Here is a 17044-nt window from a genome sequence, read left to right on the forward strand (position 1 = left end):
GCGGCGTTCTGCGACCATGGACGGCATGCGCGCGCGATACGGAGTACCCCTGGGAATCACGGCGGTCGGCGCGGCCGGCCTCGCCTACGCCGCCTGCTTCGAAGTCCGGTCCTTCAGGCTCCGGCGGATCACCGTTCCGGTGCTCCCACGGGGGATGCGCCCCCTGCGCGTCCTACAGGTCTCCGACATCCACATGGTGAGCGGACAGCGCAAGAAACAGCGCTGGCTCCAGTCCCTGGCCGGGCTGCGCCCCGACTTCGTGGTGAACACGGGGGACAACCTCTCGGACCCGGAGGGCGTGCCGGAGGTACTGGACGCGCTGGGCCCGCTGATGGAGTTCCCCGGTGCGTACGTCTTCGGCTCGAACGACTACTACGGCCCGAAGCCGCGCAACCCCGCCCGCTATCTGCTGGAGAAGGCCAGCGGTAAGCACGGCCTGAACGGCAACCCCCCGGTCGTCGGCGCCATCCACAACCCGTGGACGGAGCTCCGCGACGCCTTCGACGCGGCCGGCTGGGTCGGTCTTTCGAACACCCGCGGCCGCCTGAAGCTGGAGGACATCGAGATCGCCCTCACCGGCCTCGACGACCCCCACATCAAGCGCGACCGCTACGCCGAGGTGGCGGGCGGCCCCGAGTCGGGCGCCGACCTCTCCCTGGCCGTGGTCCACGCTCCGTATCTGCGCGTCCTCGACGCCTTCGCCGCGGACCGCTACCCCCTGATCCTCGCGGGCCACACCCACGGCGGCCAGCTGTGCATCCCCTTCTACGGCGCCCTGGTCACCAACTGCGACCTGGATGCCCGCCGGGTGAAGGGCCTCTCCGAGCACCAGGCCGGCGGCCACACCTCCTACCTCCACGTCTCCGCGGGCTGCGGCACCAACCGCTACACCCCGGTCCGCTTCGCCTGCCCCCCGGAAGCCACCCTGCTCACCCTCACCCCCCAGACCCCCTGACCCCACCCCACCCTCCGGGCCCGCCCCGACCGCCCGACCGCCCCGACCTGCGGGACCTCGAAAACCGGATTTCGTCTCTGGCCACAGGTCCGCTAAAGTAGAGCTCGTTGCTTCGGGGTGTAGCGCAGCTTGGCAGCGCGCTTCGTTCGGGACGAAGAGGTCGTGGGTTCAAATCCCGCCACCCCGACTGAAGGAACACCAGGTCAGGGGCCTGATCCGCGAAAGCGGGTCGGGCCCCTGACTCGTTTCTGGGGTAGTGAAGTGGCAATCGCCACTCATGCGGTGGCGTCGGTGCTTGGCCAGCTGCGCCAGGCGCGTGGCCGGGTCGTCGCCGACGCGTTGATAGGCGGCGGTCAACTGCTGGTAGGCATGTGGCGATACTCATCGCGTTCCAGCAGCGGCAGCCGATCGGCCGCGGGCAGTCGCCCGGGTATACAAGCGCTGCGCAACGTGATGCGGCCCTGGGCGTGCAGTCCACGAACGGGTCGCCCGGCACTCGCTCAGCGCAACAAAGCTGCCGAACTGGGTTCCGACCGCGGCCAGTCCCGGCAGTACGGACCGCCACAGGTGCAGCTCGCCGAGGCGAGCGGCGTACAGATCAGGTGCGGCGTCGAAGTAACGGTGGGTCAGGTGCACTGGGAGGTGATGTCCCCATGCCGCGGATCCAGTTGTCCGGAGATCCGCGCTCCCCGGACGTCGGCCTTCGCCACCTCCCCGGCGGGGGTGAGATGGCTGAGCAGAAGCGCGCGCAGCACCTCGCCCCGCACCGTTCGCTCCGGCCCCCCAAGCCGCGACCGTCCCGTCCGGACGGGACGCCTAGTCGGCCGCGTTCGTCCAGCCCTGGCGGCGGAGGACGGCCGGGACGTCGGGGGCCTGGTAGTGGGCGCCCTTGAGGACCTTGCCGTCGGCTCGGAGGGTGGGGCGGCCGTCGGGGCCGAGTTTGGTCATATTGGCCCGGTGGATCTCGGCGATCACCTCGTCGAGGTCGATGCCGTGGACCAGGGCGGTGCCGTAGGCGACGTAGACGACGTCGGCCAGTTCGTGGGCGAGGTGGTCGAGGGTGCCGTGGGCGCTCGCCTCTGCCACTTCGGCGCACTCCTCGGCCAGGAGATCCTGGCGGTGGGCGGCGAGTTCTGGTGAGACCTCGGTGGGGGTCTTACGGGCGTCGAGGCCGAAGGCCAGGTGGAATTCGCGGACGAGGTCGGCGGGAGAGCGGCGCATTCGTCCGATCGTACGTGGAGGGATGGGGTGGCTGGGCGCGGGCCAGGGGGTGGTGCGGAGCGCCGCTCAGCCCTGTGCGGCGTATGGGGCCGTTGTGCGTCGGCGCGCGGATCCTCGGGTGGGTGCCTAGGGTGAGGCGTATCAGGCCCTTGACCTCCGCCTCCGGGGTGGTGCATCCATGAGTCTCAGCATCCGCAATCAGCTTCCCGCCACCGTCGTCTCCGTGACGCCTGGCGAGGCCATGGCAACGGTCCAGGGGCGGCTGTCCGGGGGGCAGATGGTGACGGCCGCCGTGACCATGAGTGCCGTGAAGGAGCTCGGCATCGGGGAGGGCTCCGAGGTGACGGCGCTGGCCAAGGCCACCGAGGTGGCGCTGGCCACCGGGGAGGTGTCGGGGCTGAGCATCCGCAATCGCTTCCCGGGTACCGTCAGCCGCCTCACCCTCGGGGCCGCCATGGCCACCGTCGTCATCGACATCGGCGGCGGCCAGGAGCTCACGGCCGCCATCACCCAGGACGCGGCGGCGGATCTGGGGCTCGCCGAGGGCGGCCGGGTCACCGCTCTGATCAAGTCGACCGAGGTGTCGCTCGCCACCACGTAGGCCGTTGGACGGTGGGGATGGTGGGCACTCGTCTTCGCCCCAGCCCGGTCCGGCCCGCTTTCGCCCCGCCTCCCCCTGGTCCTGCCTCGTCTTCCCCCGCCTCGTCTGCCCCGGCTGCCTCCCCCCTCGTCCGCCCAGATCTCGCCAACCCCACCGCCCCCACCCCACCAACTTCTACAGTGTTGTAGATTTTGACTCCGGTCCACCGAGCACGAGGAGGAGATCGTGGGAGTTTCCCTGTCCAAAGGCGGCAATGTCTCGCTGAGCAAGGAGGCGCCGGGCCTGAGCGCCGTCCTCGTCGGCCTGGGCTGGGACGTGCGGACGACGACGGGCGCCGACTACGACCTCGACGCGAGCGCGCTGCTGTGCGATGAGGCCGGTAAGGTCGCGTCCGACCGGCACTTCGTCTTCTACAACAACCTCACCAGCCCCGATGGCTCCGTGGAGCACACCGGCGACAACCTCACCGGTGAGGGCGAGGGCGACGACGAGGCCATCAAGGTCAATCTGGCCGCCGTGCCCGCCGAGATCGCCAGGATCGTCTTCCCCGTCTCCATCCACGACGCGGAGAGCCGCAGCCAGAACTTCGGCCAGGTCCGGAACGCCTTCATCCGGGTGGTCAACCAGGCCGACAACGTCGAACTCGCCCGCTACGACCTGAGCGAGGACGCCGCGACCGAGACGGCGATGGTCTTCGGCGAGCTCTACCGCAACGGTGCGGAGTGGAAGTTCCGCGCGGTCGGCCAGGGGTACGCCTCGGGGCTCGCCGGCATCGCCTCCGACTTCGGCGTCAGCCTCTGACCGACGCCCTCCTGCGGCCGCCCGGTCCGGCCTTTCCCCTGAGGCGGGCCCGGCGGCCGGTTCTTTCCTAACGCACTCTTCTTTCCTACTCATCAAGCTTCGAGGAAGCGCGGACATGACCGCCCCACCCGGCTTACAGGCCGAGGACAGGCCCGACTTCGAGCGGGCGCTGCACCAGGCGCTGCGTACGGCGGAGATCCGTGAGGCCCTGCGGCGCAACGGGGCTGCCGGGGACGCGGACATCCAACGGCTGCGCGCCCAAGCGCTCGTGGCGAGCGAGCTGATCGCGACGGCCGCCGCGCCCGAGTACGCCGCGTACCTCCGGCAACGCGCCGCCGCGGCGACGACCACGCCCGCCGCGTCCACCACGCCCGCCACGCCCGCCGCGTCCACGGCATCCACCGCATCTGCCCTATCCGGCTCACCCACCCCCTCGGCAGGCGTCCGTGGACTGCTGCCGGTGCTCGCCGTCCTCACCCCCGCCCTGGCCGGCGCCTCGACCGCGGCCTTTCTGCTCCTCGGCGGGCTGCTGGGGCTCCTCGACTCCCAACGCCCGCTGGCGGACGCACTGTTGACCGCCGGGCTGACCAGCGCGACGATCGCGGCGTTCACTCTGGTGGTGGGGGTGGCCTGCCTGCTCGTCACCGCCGTACGCCACCGAACCCCGGCCCACGTCCAGCGCCCGCGCCCGCGTCCTCATGGGCATCTACGTCTTCACCGGCATCCACCCGCGCACCCGCCCCGCCTCGGGCACCGGGATGACGCGGCCGTCGCCACGGCCCGCGACGCCTGGCTGAGGGCCCTTCTTCACCGCGGCATCCTGCCGTTTCTGCGCGACCGGCTGGCGAGGTCGCACAGCCCGTCCCGGACGAGTCGAGTCAGAAGAGCGAGAGAGGAACCACATGACGGTAAACCTGGCCAAGGGCCAGCAGATCAGCCTGAGCAAGTCCGACGGGGGTGAGCTCACCGCGGTGCGCATGGGCCTGGGCTGGCAGGCCGCGCCGCGCAAGGGGTTCCTCGCCCGGCTGACCGCCAAGGAGATCGACCTGGATGCCTCGGCCGTGCTCTTCGCGGGGCGGGAAGCCGTCGACGTCGTGTTCTTCCAGCATCTGACGAGCGACGACGGATCCGTACGGCACACCGGCGACAACCTCGTCGGCGGCGCGGGCCAGGGCGGCGACGACGAATCGATCCTGATCGATCTACAGCGTGTCCCGGTCCATGTCGATCAGATCCTGTTCACGGTGAACTCGTTCTCCGGACAGACCTTCGCCGAGGTGCAGAACGCCTTCTGCCGTCTGGTCGACGAGACCAACGGCCAGGAGCTCGCCCGCTACACCCTGAGCGGTGGCGGCCCGTACACGGCCCAGATCATGGCCAAGGTGAACCGCGCGGGCGGGGGCGGGACGGGCGGCGCCTGGCAGATGTCGGCGATCGGCGCACCCGCCACCGGGCGGACGTTCCAGGATCTGCTGCCGGTGCTCGCCTCCCACCTCTGACCGCCCGTTCCCATACGGCCCTGTGGCGCGTTTCGCGCCGCCCGAGGGAGAATCTGAGGGTGACCGAGCGAAAGCCACCGGGTATCAGTTTCGAAACGTGGGCGGACCGACAGATCCGCGAGGCGGAGGAACGCGGCGCGTTCGCCAATCTCCAGGGGAAGGGAAAACCCCTCCCCAATCTCGACAGGCCCTACGACGATCTGTGGTGGGTCAAGGAGAAGATGGCCCGCGAGAATCTGTCGTTTCTGCCGCCGACACTCGTACTGCGAAAAGAGGCGGAGGACGCGCTCACCGCCGTGGATGAGGCGCCGTCGGAGCGGATGGTGCGGGAGATCCTCTCGGAGGTCAATGACAAGATCCGTGAGGCGATCCGGCGGCCCCCGCCCGGCCCGCCGCTCAATCTCGCGCCCTTCGACATCGACGAGGCGGTACGGGCGTGGCGGGAGCGCCGGGACCGTGAGCGAGAAGAGCGGGCAGAGGAAGACTGAGCCGGTGGACCGGGGCGTACGGCGCCCCGGTCCACCGCGGTGCCGGACTACTCCTCGTTGCCGTACGGGCGAGTGATGATCTCCATGCCATGACCAGCCGGGTCCATGAAGTACAGCCCGCGCCCGCCGTGATGGTGGTTGATCTCGCCCGGCTGCTTCAGATGGGGATCGGCGTAGTACGTGACCCCCTGCTCCCGGATCCGCCCGAAGGCCGCGTCGAACTCCTCGTCCGAGATGAGGAACGCGTAATGCTGCATGACGATCGACTCGCCGGGAATGGTGGCGAAGTCCAGGGTGACACCATTACTGGTCTCCACCGGAACGAACGGGCCCCATTCTTCTCCCACCTCGAGGCCAAGGATATTCGCCAGAAATTCCGCGGATTCGTGGTTGTCCAGAGAATGGACGATCGTGTGATTCAACTCGACAGACACTGTGGAATGCCTCCGTAAGGCAATCTCACGGGCACCTCCATGCCTCACCCAGCCGGTGACCGACACGCGATGCCGTACTTCCGATCGTAGGCGCCGACGCCCAGAGCCGTCGAGGGGCCCGGCCCCCTCCCCCTCAGCCACAGCCACAGCCACAGCCACAGCCACAGCCGTCAGGATTCCCTCCCCCTCAGCTACAACCGTCGGGATCCCCGTCCGCGGGCCCCTTCCGCACGGCCGCCACGCTGAAGATCCCGCCCTCCGGGTCGCGCAGCGCCGCGATGCGCCCATAGGGGGTGTCGGCCGGCAGGGAGATGACGCCGCCGCCGAGCTCCGCGGCGCGTTCGGCGACCTCGTCGACGTCCTTCACGCAGAAGTAGACCCGCCAGCGGGGCCGGACGTTCGGGTCCGGGGCGGCCTCGATGGCGCCGCCGCGCAGCCCCGCGACCGCCTTACCGTCGATATGGAGGACCACCCGGTCGTGCTCGAAGCGGACGTCGCAGCGCTCCCGCCCCTGGGTGTCCCAGCCGAAGGTCTGACCGTAGAAGAGCGCCGCCTCGAACGCGTCACGGGTGCGCAGCTCCAGCCATACGGGCGCGCCCGGTCTGCGCTCGCCCCACCAGGCGGAGGTCAGATCGCCCTCCCAGATACCGAAGTTGGCCCCGTCCGGGTCGGCCGCCCAGGCCACCCGGCCGCTGCCGAACTCCAGCGGCCCGACCGCGACCGTGCCGCCGCGCTCCTGGACGCGCGAGGCCACCTCGTCCGCGCTGTCCGCCGCGAAGTACGTGGTCCAGGTGACCGGCAGGCTCACCCCCGCCGACGGGGACGAGGCGCCGATGCCGACGGTCGGTACGCCGCCCTCGGTGTACGCGATGGTGTAACGGCCGTGACCCTGCCGGGTGGGGCGGAAGCCCCAGCCGAAGAGCTCTCCGTAGAAGTGGTGCGCGCGGTCCAGATCCGCTGCCATCAGACTCACCCAGCAGGGCGCGCCCTGGACAGCACGGAACCTCTCCCGCAAGGCCACTCACCTCACTCATATCCCTGGGGGCGCCACAGACGTCCCGCAGGCAGCCGTCACCGTTCGGGCTTCATGCCCGATATCTACACCTTCCTCCGATTTCGCGGTCGGCGCCACCTTGGTACCCACCGGCGCGTTGATGCCCGCCCGCGCCCTCCGGAGTGCCCGCCCGCGGAGGGCGCATACGCTGTTGTGGCGCATCACACCGGGGCGGGTCCGGCATCGGAGCATGGCCGTCCGGGCGCGGCAGGGCAGTATTGCGCCATGTCGAATCTCCGCTCAAACATCGTCGCCTGGCTGGGCCGCAAGTACTTTTCGAGAATTCAGAAGAACGGCTTCGACTTGTCCAAGATGTCGTTCCTCCCGGACGCCACACTGGCACCGCTGAGGCGCGACGGCCTCGACCCCATTGCCGATCTGTCCCGAACCAGGGCAAAGGAACCCATCAGCAAGATATGGCTGCCTTTCGGGATCAATGCCTGGCTTGTCACCGGATACGACGAGACCAAGGCGGTGCTCGGAAAGGCGAAGGGCTTCAGCTCCGATTTCACCAACCTCGCGGATCGGAACATCGGCGTCGCCCCGCAGCAGAATCCGGGAGGTCTCGGATTCAGCGATCCACCGACGCATACGAGACTGCGACGCCTGCTGACGCCCGAATTCACCATGCGGCGGCTCAGCAGGCTCACCCCGCGCATCCACTCCATCGTGGAGGAGCGCCTCGACGAGATGGCCGCGGCCGAGGGCCCGGTGGATCTCGTACAGGCGTTCGCGCTTCCCATTCCCGCGCTGGTCATCTGCGAACTGCTCGGTGTGCCGTACGAGGACCGCGACGACTTCCAGCGCCACAGCACGGCGCGGTTCGACCTCTTCGACGGGGCGAACGCCTCCTTCGGCGCGATGTCGGACTCCCTCTCCTATCTGCACGGGATCGTGCGGAAACAGCGTGAGACGCCCGGCGACGGGCTGCTCGGCATGCTGGTGAAGGAGCACGGCGACGAGCTCGACGACCATGAGCTGGCCGGGCTCGCCGACGGGGTGCTGACCGGCGGTCTGGAGACGACCGCGAGCATGCTGGCGCTCGGCACGCTGGTGCTGCTCCAGGCCCCCGAGCAGTTCGCCGCGATACGTGACCAGGACGAGGTCGTGGACCCGTTCGTGGAGGAGCTGCTGCGCTATCTCACCGTGGTGCAGGTGGCCTTCCCGCGGTTCGCCCGCGAGGACATGGAGATCGCGGGCACCCGGATATCCGCCGGTGATCTGGTGCTGTGCTCACTGAGCGGCGCCAACCGGGACGAGAAGCTGGGCCCGGACATGGAGCGGGTCGACCCGCACCGGCAGGCCCCCTCTCACTTGGCCTTCGGGTACGGCATCCACCGCTGCATCGGCGCCGAGCTGGCCAAGATGGAACTCCGGGCCGCCTACCCCGCGCTCATACGGCGGTTCCCGGAGATGCGGCTCGCGGTACCGGCGGAGAAGCTCTCGTTCCGGAAGCTCTCCATCGTCTACGGCGTGGAGGAGTTGCCGGTGCTGCTGAAGTAGCCGAGCCCGGGGAGGGGCGGGGTGAAAGGGAGGGGGCGGGGGCCGGAGGGGGGCAGGGGACCAGCAGAGCAGGGACCCGGAGGGAGGGGAGAGTATCGGGCATCCGATACGGGGAGGGCATCCGATACGGGGAGGGCATTCAGAAGCGTTCGACCAAGTGCGCGCGCTCACGCGGGGGCTCGTACGACGTCGGCCAGAAATCGGTGATGGTCTGGATCCGGCCGTCCGCCGAGGCGGTGAAGAAGCTGATCGCCTGCGTCTCCTCCTCGTCCACGCTGAAACTCACCCAGGAGACCGCCTGATCGCCGTCGGTGACGACGCGCTCGACCTCCAGGCTCCACTCGCCCACGTGCTCCGCGTTGAAGCGGACCACGCCGTCCCGGCCGAGCACCCGCTCGCGGGTCTGCGGCAGCTCGTAGCGGACGTCGTCGGCGAGGGTGGCGCCGAACGCCCGCCAGTCCCTGGCCTGGGCCGTTGCCCAGTACGTCTCCACCGTCGCGGCTATGTCGGCCATCAGCTCCCCCTCGGTATGCGGCCTGGCGTCCATCCCGCCGGGAACGTTATCCACAGGCGCGGGGCGACGCCAGCGCGCATGTCGGGGTGCGGCGCAGAATGGTGGGCATGACTGAGAGCACGGAGTCCATGCCGGACTGGGAAAAGCGCTTCCGGGCGCCGCGAGTGGGGCTGCCCGACTGGGCGGAAGACGCCCCGGACCACGCGCTGTTCGTCTCGAACGCCACGGGTACGTACGAGCTGTACGCATGGGACCGGGCCACCGGTGCCCAGCGGCAGGTCACGGACCGGCCGAACGGGACGACCGACGGGGTGCTGTCGCCGGACGGCCGGTGGATCTGGTGGTTCTCGGACACCGACGGCGATGAGTTCGGGGTGTGGCTGCGCCAGCCGTTCAGCCACGGCGAGGGTGACGAGGGCGACGAGCGCCCGGCCGACGAGCCCGCGACCCCGGGTCTGGAGCCCTCCTACCCCGCGGGGCTCGCGCTGGGCCGCGACGGCACGGCGGTCGTCGGGCGGTCCACCGACGAGGACGGCTCGACCATCCATGTGATCCGGCCGGGCGGCGAGTCCGAGGAGATCTACCGGCACCGTGAGTCCGCCGGAGTGGGCGATCTCTCCCATGACGGGACGCTGATCGCGATCGAGCACACCGAGCACGGCGACGCGATGCACTCGGCGATCCGGGTCCTGCGGCCGGACGGTACGGCCGTCGCGGAGCTGGACGACACCAAGGGCGGCACGGAGGAGCTGGGCCTATCCGTGATGGGCTTCGCGCCCGTCGAGGGCGACACCCGGCTGCTGGTCGGGCATCAGCGGCGCGGCCGGTGGGAGCCCATGGTGTGGGATCCGACGACCGGTGTGGAGACGGCGCTGGCGATAGACCTGCCCGGTGACGTGGGGGCGGACTGGTTCCCGGACGGATCGGCGCTGCTGGTCGAGCACAGCCATCAGGCGCGCAGCGAGCTGTGGCGGTACGACCTCGCCGCCGGCGAGCTGACCCGCCTGGAGACCCCGGCGGGCACGATCTCGGGTGCCACGGCGCGGCCGGACGGCACGGTGGAGTTCCTGTGGTCGTCGGCCGAGAAGCCGCCCCAGGTGCGGTCGACGAGCGGGCGGACGGTGCTTGACCCGCCCGGTTTCACCGCCCCGGAGTCGGTGCCGGTCACCGACGTCTGGGTGGACGGCCCCGGCGGGCGGGTGCACGCGCTGGTGCAGAAGCCCGCGGGCGAGGGCCCCTTCCCCACGGTCTTCGACATTCACGGCGGGCCGACCTGGCACGACAGCGACGCCTTCGCGGCGGGCCCCGCGGCCTGGGTGGACCACGGCTTCGCCGTGGTGCGGGTCAACTACCGCGGCTCCACCGGCTATGGGCGGGCGTGGACGGACGCGCTCAAGCACCGGGTCGGGCTGATCGAGCTGGAGGACATCGCGGCCGTGCGGGAGTGGGCGGTGGCCTCCGGGCTCGCCGACCCCGAGCGGCTGGTGCTGGCCGGCGGCTCCTGGGGCGGCTATCTGACGCTGCTGGGGCTCGGGACGCAGCCGGCTTCCTGGGCACTGGGGCTGGCCGCGGTCCCGGTCGCGGACTATGTGACGGCCTACCACGACGAGATGGAGGCCCTGAAGGCGATGGACCGCACCCTGCTGGGCGGCACCCCGGAGGAGGTGCCGGAGCGGTTCGAGGCGTCGTCCCCGCTGACCTATGTGGAGGAGGTACGGGCGCCGGTCTACATCTCGGCGGGGGTGAACGACCCGCGCTGCCCCATACGGCAGATCGACAACTATGTGGAGCGGCTCGAGCGGCGCGGCACCCCGCATGAGGTCTACCGCTATGACGCGGGGCACGGGTCGCTGGTCGTCGAGGAGCGGATCAAGCAGTTGCGCTTGGAGATCGATTTCGCTCGGCGTCATCTGGGGTCGGGTCCGCACCCGGCGCCGTCGGAGCCGTCGGAGCCGTCGGCTCGGGCGGCGTGATGCCGAGGGCGAGATCGCGGGCCGTCTCGGCCTCGCGGCGGAACAGCCGGAACCACATGAAGACCACGAAGCCCGCGAAGACGAACCACTCACCGGTGTAGCCCAGGTTCTGGAACGCCTTGATGTCGAGCCCGGTGCCCTCCGCCACCGTGGGGGGCACCGGCTTCAGGGCCCCGGGAGCCTCGGCGGAGGTGACCCAGGCGTCGTACACCTGGTACGGCACCAGGTTGACCAGGGAGGCGGCGCTGATCATGCCAAGCTGACCGCGGGGGAGGCCGCCGCTCGCGCTCACCCCGTCGCCGCCCTGGTGCTCGGACGCCTGGAGCGCACCGGTGACGGTCACCTCGCCGGAGGGGGGTGCGGGCACCTTGGCGGTGGCCGCCGGATCGTCCGCGTCGCCGGGGAGCCAGCCACGGACGACGGGCAGCGCCTTGGCGCCGTGCTTGTCCCCGTCCTTGTCGTCGCCCCTGTCTCCGGCCTTGCCTCCGTCTCCGGCCTTGCCCCCGTTCTTGTCCTCATCCACGCGCAGCAGAGTCAGTACATAGAAGCCGTCGCGGTCGTCCAGCCGCCGGTCGGGCACGAGGAGTTGATGTGCGGTGTCGTATCGGCCGGTGGCGGTGGCCGGCTCCCCGGAGGTCTTCGCGGTGACCGGCAGCAGATCGCCCAGCGGCCGGGCCGCCGCCTTACGCTCGGCGGACGCCTCGTCCTGCTGCTGGTTGTGCGTATTGACACGCGTCTCGAAGCGGCTGAGCTGCCAGCTGCCCATGAAGAGACAGACCGGGATCGCCAACAGGGTGAACACGTTGATCACCCACCAGCGGGGGGTCAGCAGAAACCGATACACACCCCCACGGTACGGGCTTCGTGTCCCGGCCCCGGCGGCGGGGCCGCCCCACGGAGCCCCGTGCCGCGGCCCCAGGATCCCGCCGGAGCGCGTCCGGACCGCCGCGGGGCCTCCCGGGCCCGAGGCCGGGCTCGAGACCCCGGGAGGCCGATGCTCCGCGGCTCCGGAGAGACGTCGGCGGGCTCTGGAGGGAGGGCAGCGGGCCCTAGGACGCCAGCAGACCGGTGCGGTAGATCGTTCCGGCACAGGCGCCGCCGATCGACACGCTCGCCGCAGCCGGGTCGCCCGCCTCCGGTGTGTGGCTGACCAGGACGCTCGCGTCCTGCGGCTCACCGCCACCGCCGCCACCCGGGGTGCCGCCCGGATCGCCCGTGCTGGGGTCGTCCTGCGGTCCGTCCTGGGCCCCGTCCGTGGACGGGTCGGGGGTCGGGGTGCCGGTGGTGGAGCAGCCGCTGGTGCCGCCGCCCGACGCCGGGATCCAGGCGAACTTCACCTCGTACGCCTGGCCGGGCTTGAGGATGAGGGTGCCCGGCTGGATGGAGGGGTCGGGCAGCCCCGCCGCCGCGTCCCCGGCCGTATGGTCCACGACCAGGATCCGCGAGGCGTCCGCACCGCCCTGGGCGCTCGCGCCCACCGAGCCGCCGCCCTCGACCGTGCAGGCCCGGTCCGAGGTGTTCACGACGCGGAACGAGCCGTAGACCCGCCCCTCGGCGTCGGCCGCTCCGAGCGATCCGGCGCCACCACTGGTGAGCTGGGCGCGGCTACAGGTGGGGGAGGTGGCGTTCAGCGTGTTGGTGGGGTCGGGGGCCGTACCGCCGGAGCCGGCCTGCTCGCCCTTCGGCGGCTTGTCCTTCTCCTTGTCCTTGCCCTTGTCGCCCTTGTGCTCCTCGACCGTGTCGGAGGGCCCGTCGGCGTCCTTGCCGCCACTGCCCTCGCCGTGCGGGCCGCCGCTGGCCTCCGGGGTGCGGTGGCTGCTGGCGGCGTTGGCCGGGCGGTCGTTCGAGCTGTCGCTGGTGGTCGCGACGTGCACCAGCGCCGGTACGGCCGCGCAGCCCAGCACCAGCGCCGCCGCGGCCCCGACCAGGGCCTGGCGCCGCCGGGCACGGCGGGCGGGCACGGCGCGCCGCAGATGGTCGAGGGACTCGGGGGACGGCTCGAGCTCGTCGACGGCGCGGTGCAGCAGCCGCCGCAGCGCCTCCTCGCCCTCACCGCCGGGCTCGTCGTCGTCCAGCTGGATACGGAGGGGCGTCACCCGCCCAGGCTCGGATCCGGCGGGGTTCTTCCTGCCCTCCGTGGCCTCGGGGGACGCGGTGTGCTCCTCGGCGGACCCGGTGTGCTCCTCGGCGCCTGCGGACCCGTCGGGCTCCCCGTCCGCCGTGGACTCCGCGTCCGCCCTGGACTCCGCGGTCGCCCTGGACTCCCCGTCCGCCCTGGACTCCGCGGTCGCCGCGGAGTCCGCCGCCTCCGTCGCCTCTACCGGCTCCATGGGCCCGGTGGTCTCCCTGGACTCCCCCGGCCCCCTGGTTTCCGGCTCATGGCCCTGCCGCCGGCCGGAATCCCCCGGGTCCGGCGTAGATGTGTTGTGGTTCATGCCGGAGCCTCCATGGCGACGCGGAGCGCCGCGATGCCGCGCGAGCCGTACGCCTTGACCGAGCCGAGCGATATGCCCAGCGTCTCGGCCACCTGGGCCTCGGTCATATCGGCGAAGTAGCGCAGCACGAGAACCTCGCGCTGACGGCGCTGAAGTCCCCTCATCGCCTTGATCAGTTGATCGCGTTCTAGCTGTTCGTACGCCCCTTCCTCGGCACTGGCCATATCGGGCATCGGCTTGGAGAGCAGCTTCAGCCCGAGGATGCGCCGGCGCAGCGCGGAGCGGGAGAGATTGACGACCGTCTGCCGCAGATAGGCGAGGGTCTTCTCGGGATCCCGGACTCTCTTGCGCGCCGAGTGCACACGGATGAACGCTTCCTGCACGACGTCCTCGCAGGACGCGGTGTCGTCGAGAAGGAGCGCGGCGAGACCGAGCAGCGACCGGTAATGGGCGCGGTAGGTCTCGGTGAGGTGATCGACTGTGGTGCCCGCTGCCATCGCGTCGTCAGTGTCCTCGCGCCCTGTTGTGATGTGCGCGGGGCGGGCCGACGGCCATGGCGCGATCACCGGCATGCCACCTGGGGCACGCGGGGGGCGTACTGCCGCGCCGCCGTGCCCTGGAACCGTTGCGATGCCGAATACCTCTGCCACGCCTGTTGGACACGCCGCCCCCTGTCAGGGTTGTACGCGTGAGGCATCGCTTTTGACGATGCGTTGAATGCCCCCATGCGCACCAACTCTTCCCCAATGCCCCAGTTATCCCAGCGCCCACTGCGGGGCGGCTGGAAAGACGCTCCCCGCCCACTGCCGGTTGCAGCGGGCGGGGAGCGAATACGTCGATCACATCAACGGCCCAGCTCAGCTGGTCCAGGCCAGTGACACGCACACAGGATATTCACATTCATCGGACGACGCACTGGTGAAACGTCACTTTAAGACGGTCGCTCACGTTACGGCGCCCCGGCCCCCTCCTACGGCGGCCCGGCCCCTCCTCTTAACCCAGTGGCGGGCTGGCCAAGTGGCGGGCCAGCCCGGTGGCGGGTTGGCCCAGCGGCGGGTCACCCCAGTGGCGGGCCCAGGGGTCACCGCGCGGCGGACCCGCCCGCCAGCTCGGCCGCGACGACCTCCGCGATCTGCGCGGTGTTCAGCGCCGCGCCCTTGCGCAGGTTGTCGCCACAGACGAACAGCTCCAGCGCCCTCGGATCGTCCAGCGACCGCCGCACCCGGCCGACCCACGTGGGGTCGGTGCCCACGGCGTCGGCGGGCGTCGGGAACTCGCCCTCCGCCGGGTTGTCGCACAGCACCACACCAGGGGCGCCCGCCAGGATCTCGTGCGCCGCCTCGACCGTCACCTCGTTCTCGAACCGCGCGTGCACGGCCAGCGAATGCGTGGTGATCACGGGCACCCGTACACAGGTCGCGGTGACCCTCAGCTCCGGCAACCCCAGGATCTTGCGGGACTCGTTCCGCACCTTGAGCTCCTCGGAGGACCAGCCGTCCTCCTTGAGCGAACCGGCGAACGGCACCACGTTGAGCGCCATCGGCGCCGGGAACGGCCCGGTGTCGCCCACGGCCCGCCGTACGTCCCCGGGGTGGGTGCCCAGCTCCGTACCGGCGACCAGCGCGATCTGCTCGCGCAGGGCGTCGATGCCTTCCTTGCCCGCGCCGGAGACCGCCTGGTACGAGGAGACGATCAGCTCGCTCAGCCCGAACTCGGCGTGCAGGGCGCCCATCGCGACGATCATCGACAGGGTGGTGCAGTTGGGGTTGGCGATGATGCCGCGCGGGCGGACCCGGGCCGCGTGCGCGTTCACCTCCGGCACCACCAGGGGGACATCGGGGTCCATCCGGAAGGCGCCGGAGTTGTCGACGGCCACGGCGCCCTTGCTCGCCGCGATGGGCGCCCACTGCGCCGAGACCTCGTCGGGGACGTCGAACATCGCGACGTCGACGCCCTCGAACGCCTCCTCGCTCAGCGCGACCACCTCGACCTGCTCACCCCGGACGGTCAGCTTCCGGCCGGCCGAGCGGGGCGAGGCGATCAGCCGGATCTCGCCCCAGATGTCGGCGCGCTCCGAGAGGATCGAGAGCATGACGGTGCCGACCGCGCCGGTGGCCCCGACGACCGCGAGGGTGGGCTTGTCACCACCGCCGGCACCGCCATGGCCGGTCATCGTCCGGTCCCTCCGTAGACCACCGCTTCGTCGGTGTCGCTGTCCAGGCCGAAGGCGCTGTGCACGGCCACGACCGCGTCCTTCACATCGTCGGCGCGGGTGACGACCGAGATGCGGATCTCGGAGGTCGAGATCAGCTCGATGTTGACCCCGGCGTTCGACAGCGCCTCGAAGAAGGTCGCGGTGACCCCCGGGTTGGTGCGCATTCCGGCACCGATCAGGGAGATCTTGGCGATCTGGTCGTCGTAGCGCAGCGAGTCGAAGCCGATCAGCGACTTCGCCTTGGTCAGCGCCTCCATCGCCCGGTGGCCGTCCGTCTTCGGCAGCGTGAAGGAGATGTCGGTCAGCCCGGTCGAGGCGGCGGAGACGTTCTGCACCACCATGTCGATGTTGATCTCGGCGTCGGAGATGGTGCGGAAGATGGCCGCGGCCTCACCCGGCTTGTCCGGCACCCCGACGACCGTGACCTTGGCCTCGGACGTGTCGTGCGCGACTCCGGAGATGATCGCCTGCTCCATGCCTTCTTCTCCTTCTCCCGCTTCCGGCCGGTTGCGCACCCAGGTGCCCTGGTGACCGGAGAAAGACGACCGTACGTGAATGGGGATGTTGTACCGGCGCGCGTACTCCACACAGCGCAGGTGCAGCACCTTGGAGCCGCTCGCGGCGAGCTCCAGCATGTCCTCGTACGGAATCTCGTTGATCTTGCGAGCCTTCTTCACCACGCGCGGATCGGCGGTGAACACGCCGTCCACGTCGGTGTAGATCTCGCACACCTCGGCATCCAGGGCCGCGGCCAGCGCGACCGCGGTGGTGTCGGAACCGCCCCGGCCGAGGGTGGTGATGTCCTTGCTCTCCTGGGACACGCCCTGGAAGCCCGCGACGATCGCGACCGCGCCGAGTTCCAGCGCGTCACGGATGCGGCCCGGCGTGACGTCGATGATCCGTGCTTTGTTGTGAACCGCGTCGGTGATGACTCCCGCCTGGCTGCCGGTGAACGACAGCGCCTCGTGACCGAGGTTTTTGATCGCCATCGCCAGCAAGGCCATGGAGATCCGCTCTCCCGCGGTCAGCAGCATGTCGAACTCGCGCCCAGTAGGAATCGGGGATACCTGCTCGGCGAGATCGATCAGCTCGTCCGTCGTGTCGCCCATCGCGGAGACCACGACGACCACCTGGTGGCCGTTCTTCTTGGCTTCCACAATTCGCTTGGCGACCCGCTTGATGCCTTCGGCATCGGCAACGGAGGAGCCTCCGTACTTCTGCACGACAAGGCCCACGTGCGCTCCTCGCAGCTCTCAATAATGCGGTCGGCTCAGTTTAACGAGCGGCCGGAATACGCCCTCCCAATATCACATAGCGAGACGAATACCTCGCAAAGTGATCAGGGGAGGAC

18 protein-coding genes and 1 tRNA gene are annotated in these 17044 nt (G+C 70.4%); 9 read left to right on the top strand and 10 right to left on the bottom strand.

Going from position 1 to position 17044, the window contains the following annotated elements:
- Window positions 1-25: 25 nt before the first annotated feature.
- Together ABD329_RS04975 and ABD329_RS04980 are read left to right on the top strand one after the other, a co-directional pair.
- Window positions 26-955: a metallophosphoesterase gene (locus tag ABD329_RS04975; protein ID WP_344316001.1), complete on the top strand. Its 930-nt coding sequence runs from the start codon at window positions 26-28 to the stop codon at window positions 953-955.
- A gap of 113 nt (window positions 956-1068) precedes the next feature.
- Window positions 1069-1142, top strand: a tRNA-Pro gene (locus tag ABD329_RS04980).
- Window positions 1143-1581: 439 nt separating this feature from the next.
- On the opposite strand, the gene ABD329_RS04990 is transcribed toward ABD329_RS04980, so the two are convergent.
- Window positions 1582-1722: a hypothetical protein gene (locus ABD329_RS04990; RefSeq protein ID WP_198282430.1), complete on the bottom strand. Its 141-nt coding sequence runs from the start codon at window positions 1720-1722 to the stop codon at window positions 1582-1584.
- A gap of 49 nt (window positions 1723-1771) precedes the next feature.
- Window positions 1772-2176, bottom strand: coding sequence for a pyrophosphohydrolase domain-containing protein (locus tag ABD329_RS04995; RefSeq protein ID WP_344316002.1), 405 nt, complete (start codon window positions 2174-2176; stop codon window positions 1772-1774).
- Window positions 2177-2354: 178 nt separating this feature from the next.
- Between ABD329_RS04995 and ABD329_RS05000 the strand changes: the two genes are divergently transcribed.
- The 5 genes from ABD329_RS05000 (at window position 2355) to ABD329_RS05020 (ending at window position 5565) form a co-directional block, all read left to right on the top strand.
- The gene (locus tag ABD329_RS05000; protein WP_198282578.1) at window positions 2355-2777 is read left to right on the top strand and encodes a TOBE domain-containing protein; all 423 of its coding nucleotides are present in this window, start codon (window positions 2355-2357) and stop codon (window positions 2775-2777) included.
- A gap of 225 nt (window positions 2778-3002) precedes the next feature.
- Window positions 3003-3578, top strand: coding sequence for a TerD family protein (locus tag ABD329_RS05005; protein ID WP_198281097.1), 576 nt, complete (start codon window positions 3003-3005; stop codon window positions 3576-3578).
- 115 nt (window positions 3579-3693) lie between these two features.
- Window positions 3694-4539: a hypothetical protein gene (locus ABD329_RS05010; RefSeq protein WP_198281098.1), complete on the top strand. Its 846-nt coding sequence runs from the start codon at window positions 3694-3696 to the stop codon at window positions 4537-4539.
- Window positions 4481-5077, top strand: a complete 597-nt coding sequence (locus ABD329_RS05015) for a TerD family protein (RefSeq protein WP_344316004.1) — start codon at window positions 4481-4483, stop codon at window positions 5075-5077. The genes ABD329_RS05010 and ABD329_RS05015 overlap by 59 nt, the downstream gene beginning before the upstream one ends.
- 59 nt (window positions 5078-5136) lie before the next feature.
- The gene (locus tag ABD329_RS05020) at window positions 5137-5565 is read left to right on the top strand and encodes a DnaJ family domain-containing protein (protein ID WP_198281100.1); all 429 of its coding nucleotides are present in this window, start codon (window positions 5137-5139) and stop codon (window positions 5563-5565) included.
- A gap of 47 nt (window positions 5566-5612) precedes the next feature.
- Here ABD329_RS05020 and ABD329_RS05025 read toward each other — a convergent pair whose 3' ends face one another.
- Window positions 5613-5999, bottom strand: coding sequence for a VOC family protein (locus ABD329_RS05025; protein ID WP_044573040.1), 387 nt, complete (start codon window positions 5997-5999; stop codon window positions 5613-5615).
- Window positions 6000-6186: 187 nt separating this feature from the next.
- Window positions 6187-6963 (bottom strand): VOC family protein, encoded by a 777-nt coding sequence (locus ABD329_RS05030; RefSeq protein ID WP_198281101.1) that lies wholly within the window; start codon window positions 6961-6963, stop codon window positions 6187-6189.
- A gap of 315 nt (window positions 6964-7278) precedes the next feature.
- Between ABD329_RS05030 and ABD329_RS05035 the strand changes: the two genes are divergently transcribed.
- The gene (locus ABD329_RS05035) at window positions 7279-8556 is read left to right on the top strand and encodes a cytochrome P450 (RefSeq protein ID WP_198281102.1); all 1278 of its coding nucleotides are present in this window, start codon (window positions 7279-7281) and stop codon (window positions 8554-8556) included.
- Between the two features lie 139 nt (window positions 8557-8695).
- Here the strand turns inward: ABD329_RS05035 and ABD329_RS05040 are convergent, their stop codons facing one another.
- Window positions 8696-9070, bottom strand: coding sequence for a nuclear transport factor 2 family protein (locus tag ABD329_RS05040; protein WP_344316006.1), 375 nt, complete (start codon window positions 9068-9070; stop codon window positions 8696-8698).
- 98 nt (window positions 9071-9168) lie between these two features.
- Here ABD329_RS05040 and ABD329_RS05045 point away from each other — a divergent pair, with 98 nt between their 5' ends.
- Window positions 9169-11043 (top strand): S9 family peptidase, encoded by a 1875-nt coding sequence (locus tag ABD329_RS05045; protein ID WP_344316007.1) that lies wholly within the window; start codon window positions 9169-9171, stop codon window positions 11041-11043.
- On the opposite strand, the gene ABD329_RS05050 is transcribed toward ABD329_RS05045, so the two are convergent.
- The 5 genes from ABD329_RS05050 to ABD329_RS05070 all read right to left on the bottom strand — a co-directional run bounded on the left by ABD329_RS05050 (window position 10940) and on the right by ABD329_RS05070 (window position 16928).
- Window positions 10940-11887: an SURF1 family protein gene (locus tag ABD329_RS05050; RefSeq protein ID WP_344316008.1), complete on the bottom strand. Its 948-nt coding sequence runs from the start codon at window positions 11885-11887 to the stop codon at window positions 10940-10942. The genes ABD329_RS05045 and ABD329_RS05050 overlap by 104 nt on opposite strands.
- Window positions 11888-12092: 205 nt before the next feature.
- On the bottom strand, window positions 12093-13373 hold the full coding sequence (locus tag ABD329_RS05055; protein WP_344316009.1) for a DUF4232 domain-containing protein: 1281 nt from the start codon (window positions 13371-13373) through the stop codon (window positions 12093-12095).
- Between the two features lie 101 nt (window positions 13374-13474).
- Complete coding sequence (locus ABD329_RS05060) at window positions 13475-14050, bottom strand: SigE family RNA polymerase sigma factor (RefSeq protein ID WP_037956857.1); 576 nt, start codon at window positions 14048-14050, stop codon at window positions 13475-13477.
- A gap of 509 nt (window positions 14051-14559) precedes the next feature.
- Window positions 14560-15651, bottom strand: coding sequence for an aspartate-semialdehyde dehydrogenase (locus ABD329_RS05065; RefSeq protein ID WP_164427199.1), 1092 nt, complete (start codon window positions 15649-15651; stop codon window positions 14560-14562).
- Window positions 15648-16928 (bottom strand): aspartate kinase, encoded by a 1281-nt coding sequence (locus tag ABD329_RS05070; protein ID WP_198281566.1) that lies wholly within the window; start codon window positions 16926-16928, stop codon window positions 15648-15650. The genes ABD329_RS05065 and ABD329_RS05070 overlap by 4 nt, the downstream gene beginning before the upstream one ends.
- Window positions 16929-17044 lie beyond the last annotated feature (116 nt).

The sequence above is a fragment of the Streptomyces javensis genome, from assembly GCF_039525925.1.
Taxonomy (GTDB): domain Bacteria; phylum Actinomycetota; class Actinomycetes; order Streptomycetales; family Streptomycetaceae; genus Streptomyces; species Streptomyces asiaticus.

What these genes read in the sequence shown, in the direction of transcription:
- ABD329_RS04975 (WP_344316001.1), top strand. Translation starts at nt 26, where the DNA reads ATGCGCGCGCGATACGGAGTACCCCTGGGAATCACGGCGGTCGGCGCG.
- ABD329_RS04995 (WP_344316002.1), bottom strand. Translation starts at nt 2,176, where the DNA reads ATGCGCCGCTCTCCCGCCGACCTCGTCCGCGAATTCCACCTGGCCTTC.
- ABD329_RS05000 (WP_198282578.1), top strand. Translation starts at nt 2,355, where the DNA reads ATGAGTCTCAGCATCCGCAATCAGCTTCCCGCCACCGTCGTCTCCGTG.
- ABD329_RS05010 (WP_198281098.1), top strand. Translation starts at nt 3,694, where the DNA reads ATGACCGCCCCACCCGGCTTACAGGCCGAGGACAGGCCCGACTTCGAG.
- ABD329_RS05015 (WP_344316004.1), top strand. Translation starts at nt 4,481, where the DNA reads ATGACGGTAAACCTGGCCAAGGGCCAGCAGATCAGCCTGAGCAAGTCC.
- ABD329_RS05030 (WP_198281101.1), bottom strand. Translation starts at nt 6,963, where the DNA reads ATGGCAGCGGATCTGGACCGCGCGCACCACTTCTACGGAGAGCTCTTC.
- ABD329_RS05035 (WP_198281102.1), top strand. Translation starts at nt 7,279, where the DNA reads ATGTCGAATCTCCGCTCAAACATCGTCGCCTGGCTGGGCCGCAAGTAC.
- ABD329_RS05040 (WP_344316006.1), bottom strand. Translation starts at nt 9,070, where the DNA reads ATGGCCGACATAGCCGCGACGGTGGAGACGTACTGGGCAACGGCCCAG.
- ABD329_RS05045 (WP_344316007.1), top strand. Translation starts at nt 9,169, where the DNA reads ATGGTGGGCATGACTGAGAGCACGGAGTCCATGCCGGACTGGGAAAAG.
- ABD329_RS05055 (WP_344316009.1), bottom strand. Translation starts at nt 13,373, where the DNA reads ATGGAGCCGGTAGAGGCGACGGAGGCGGCGGACTCCGCGGCGACCGCG.
- ABD329_RS05060 (WP_037956857.1), bottom strand. Translation starts at nt 14,050, where the DNA reads ATGCCGGTGATCGCGCCATGGCCGTCGGCCCGCCCCGCGCACATCACA.
- ABD329_RS05065 (WP_164427199.1), bottom strand. Translation starts at nt 15,651, where the DNA reads ATGACCGGCCATGGCGGTGCCGGCGGTGGTGACAAGCCCACCCTCGCG.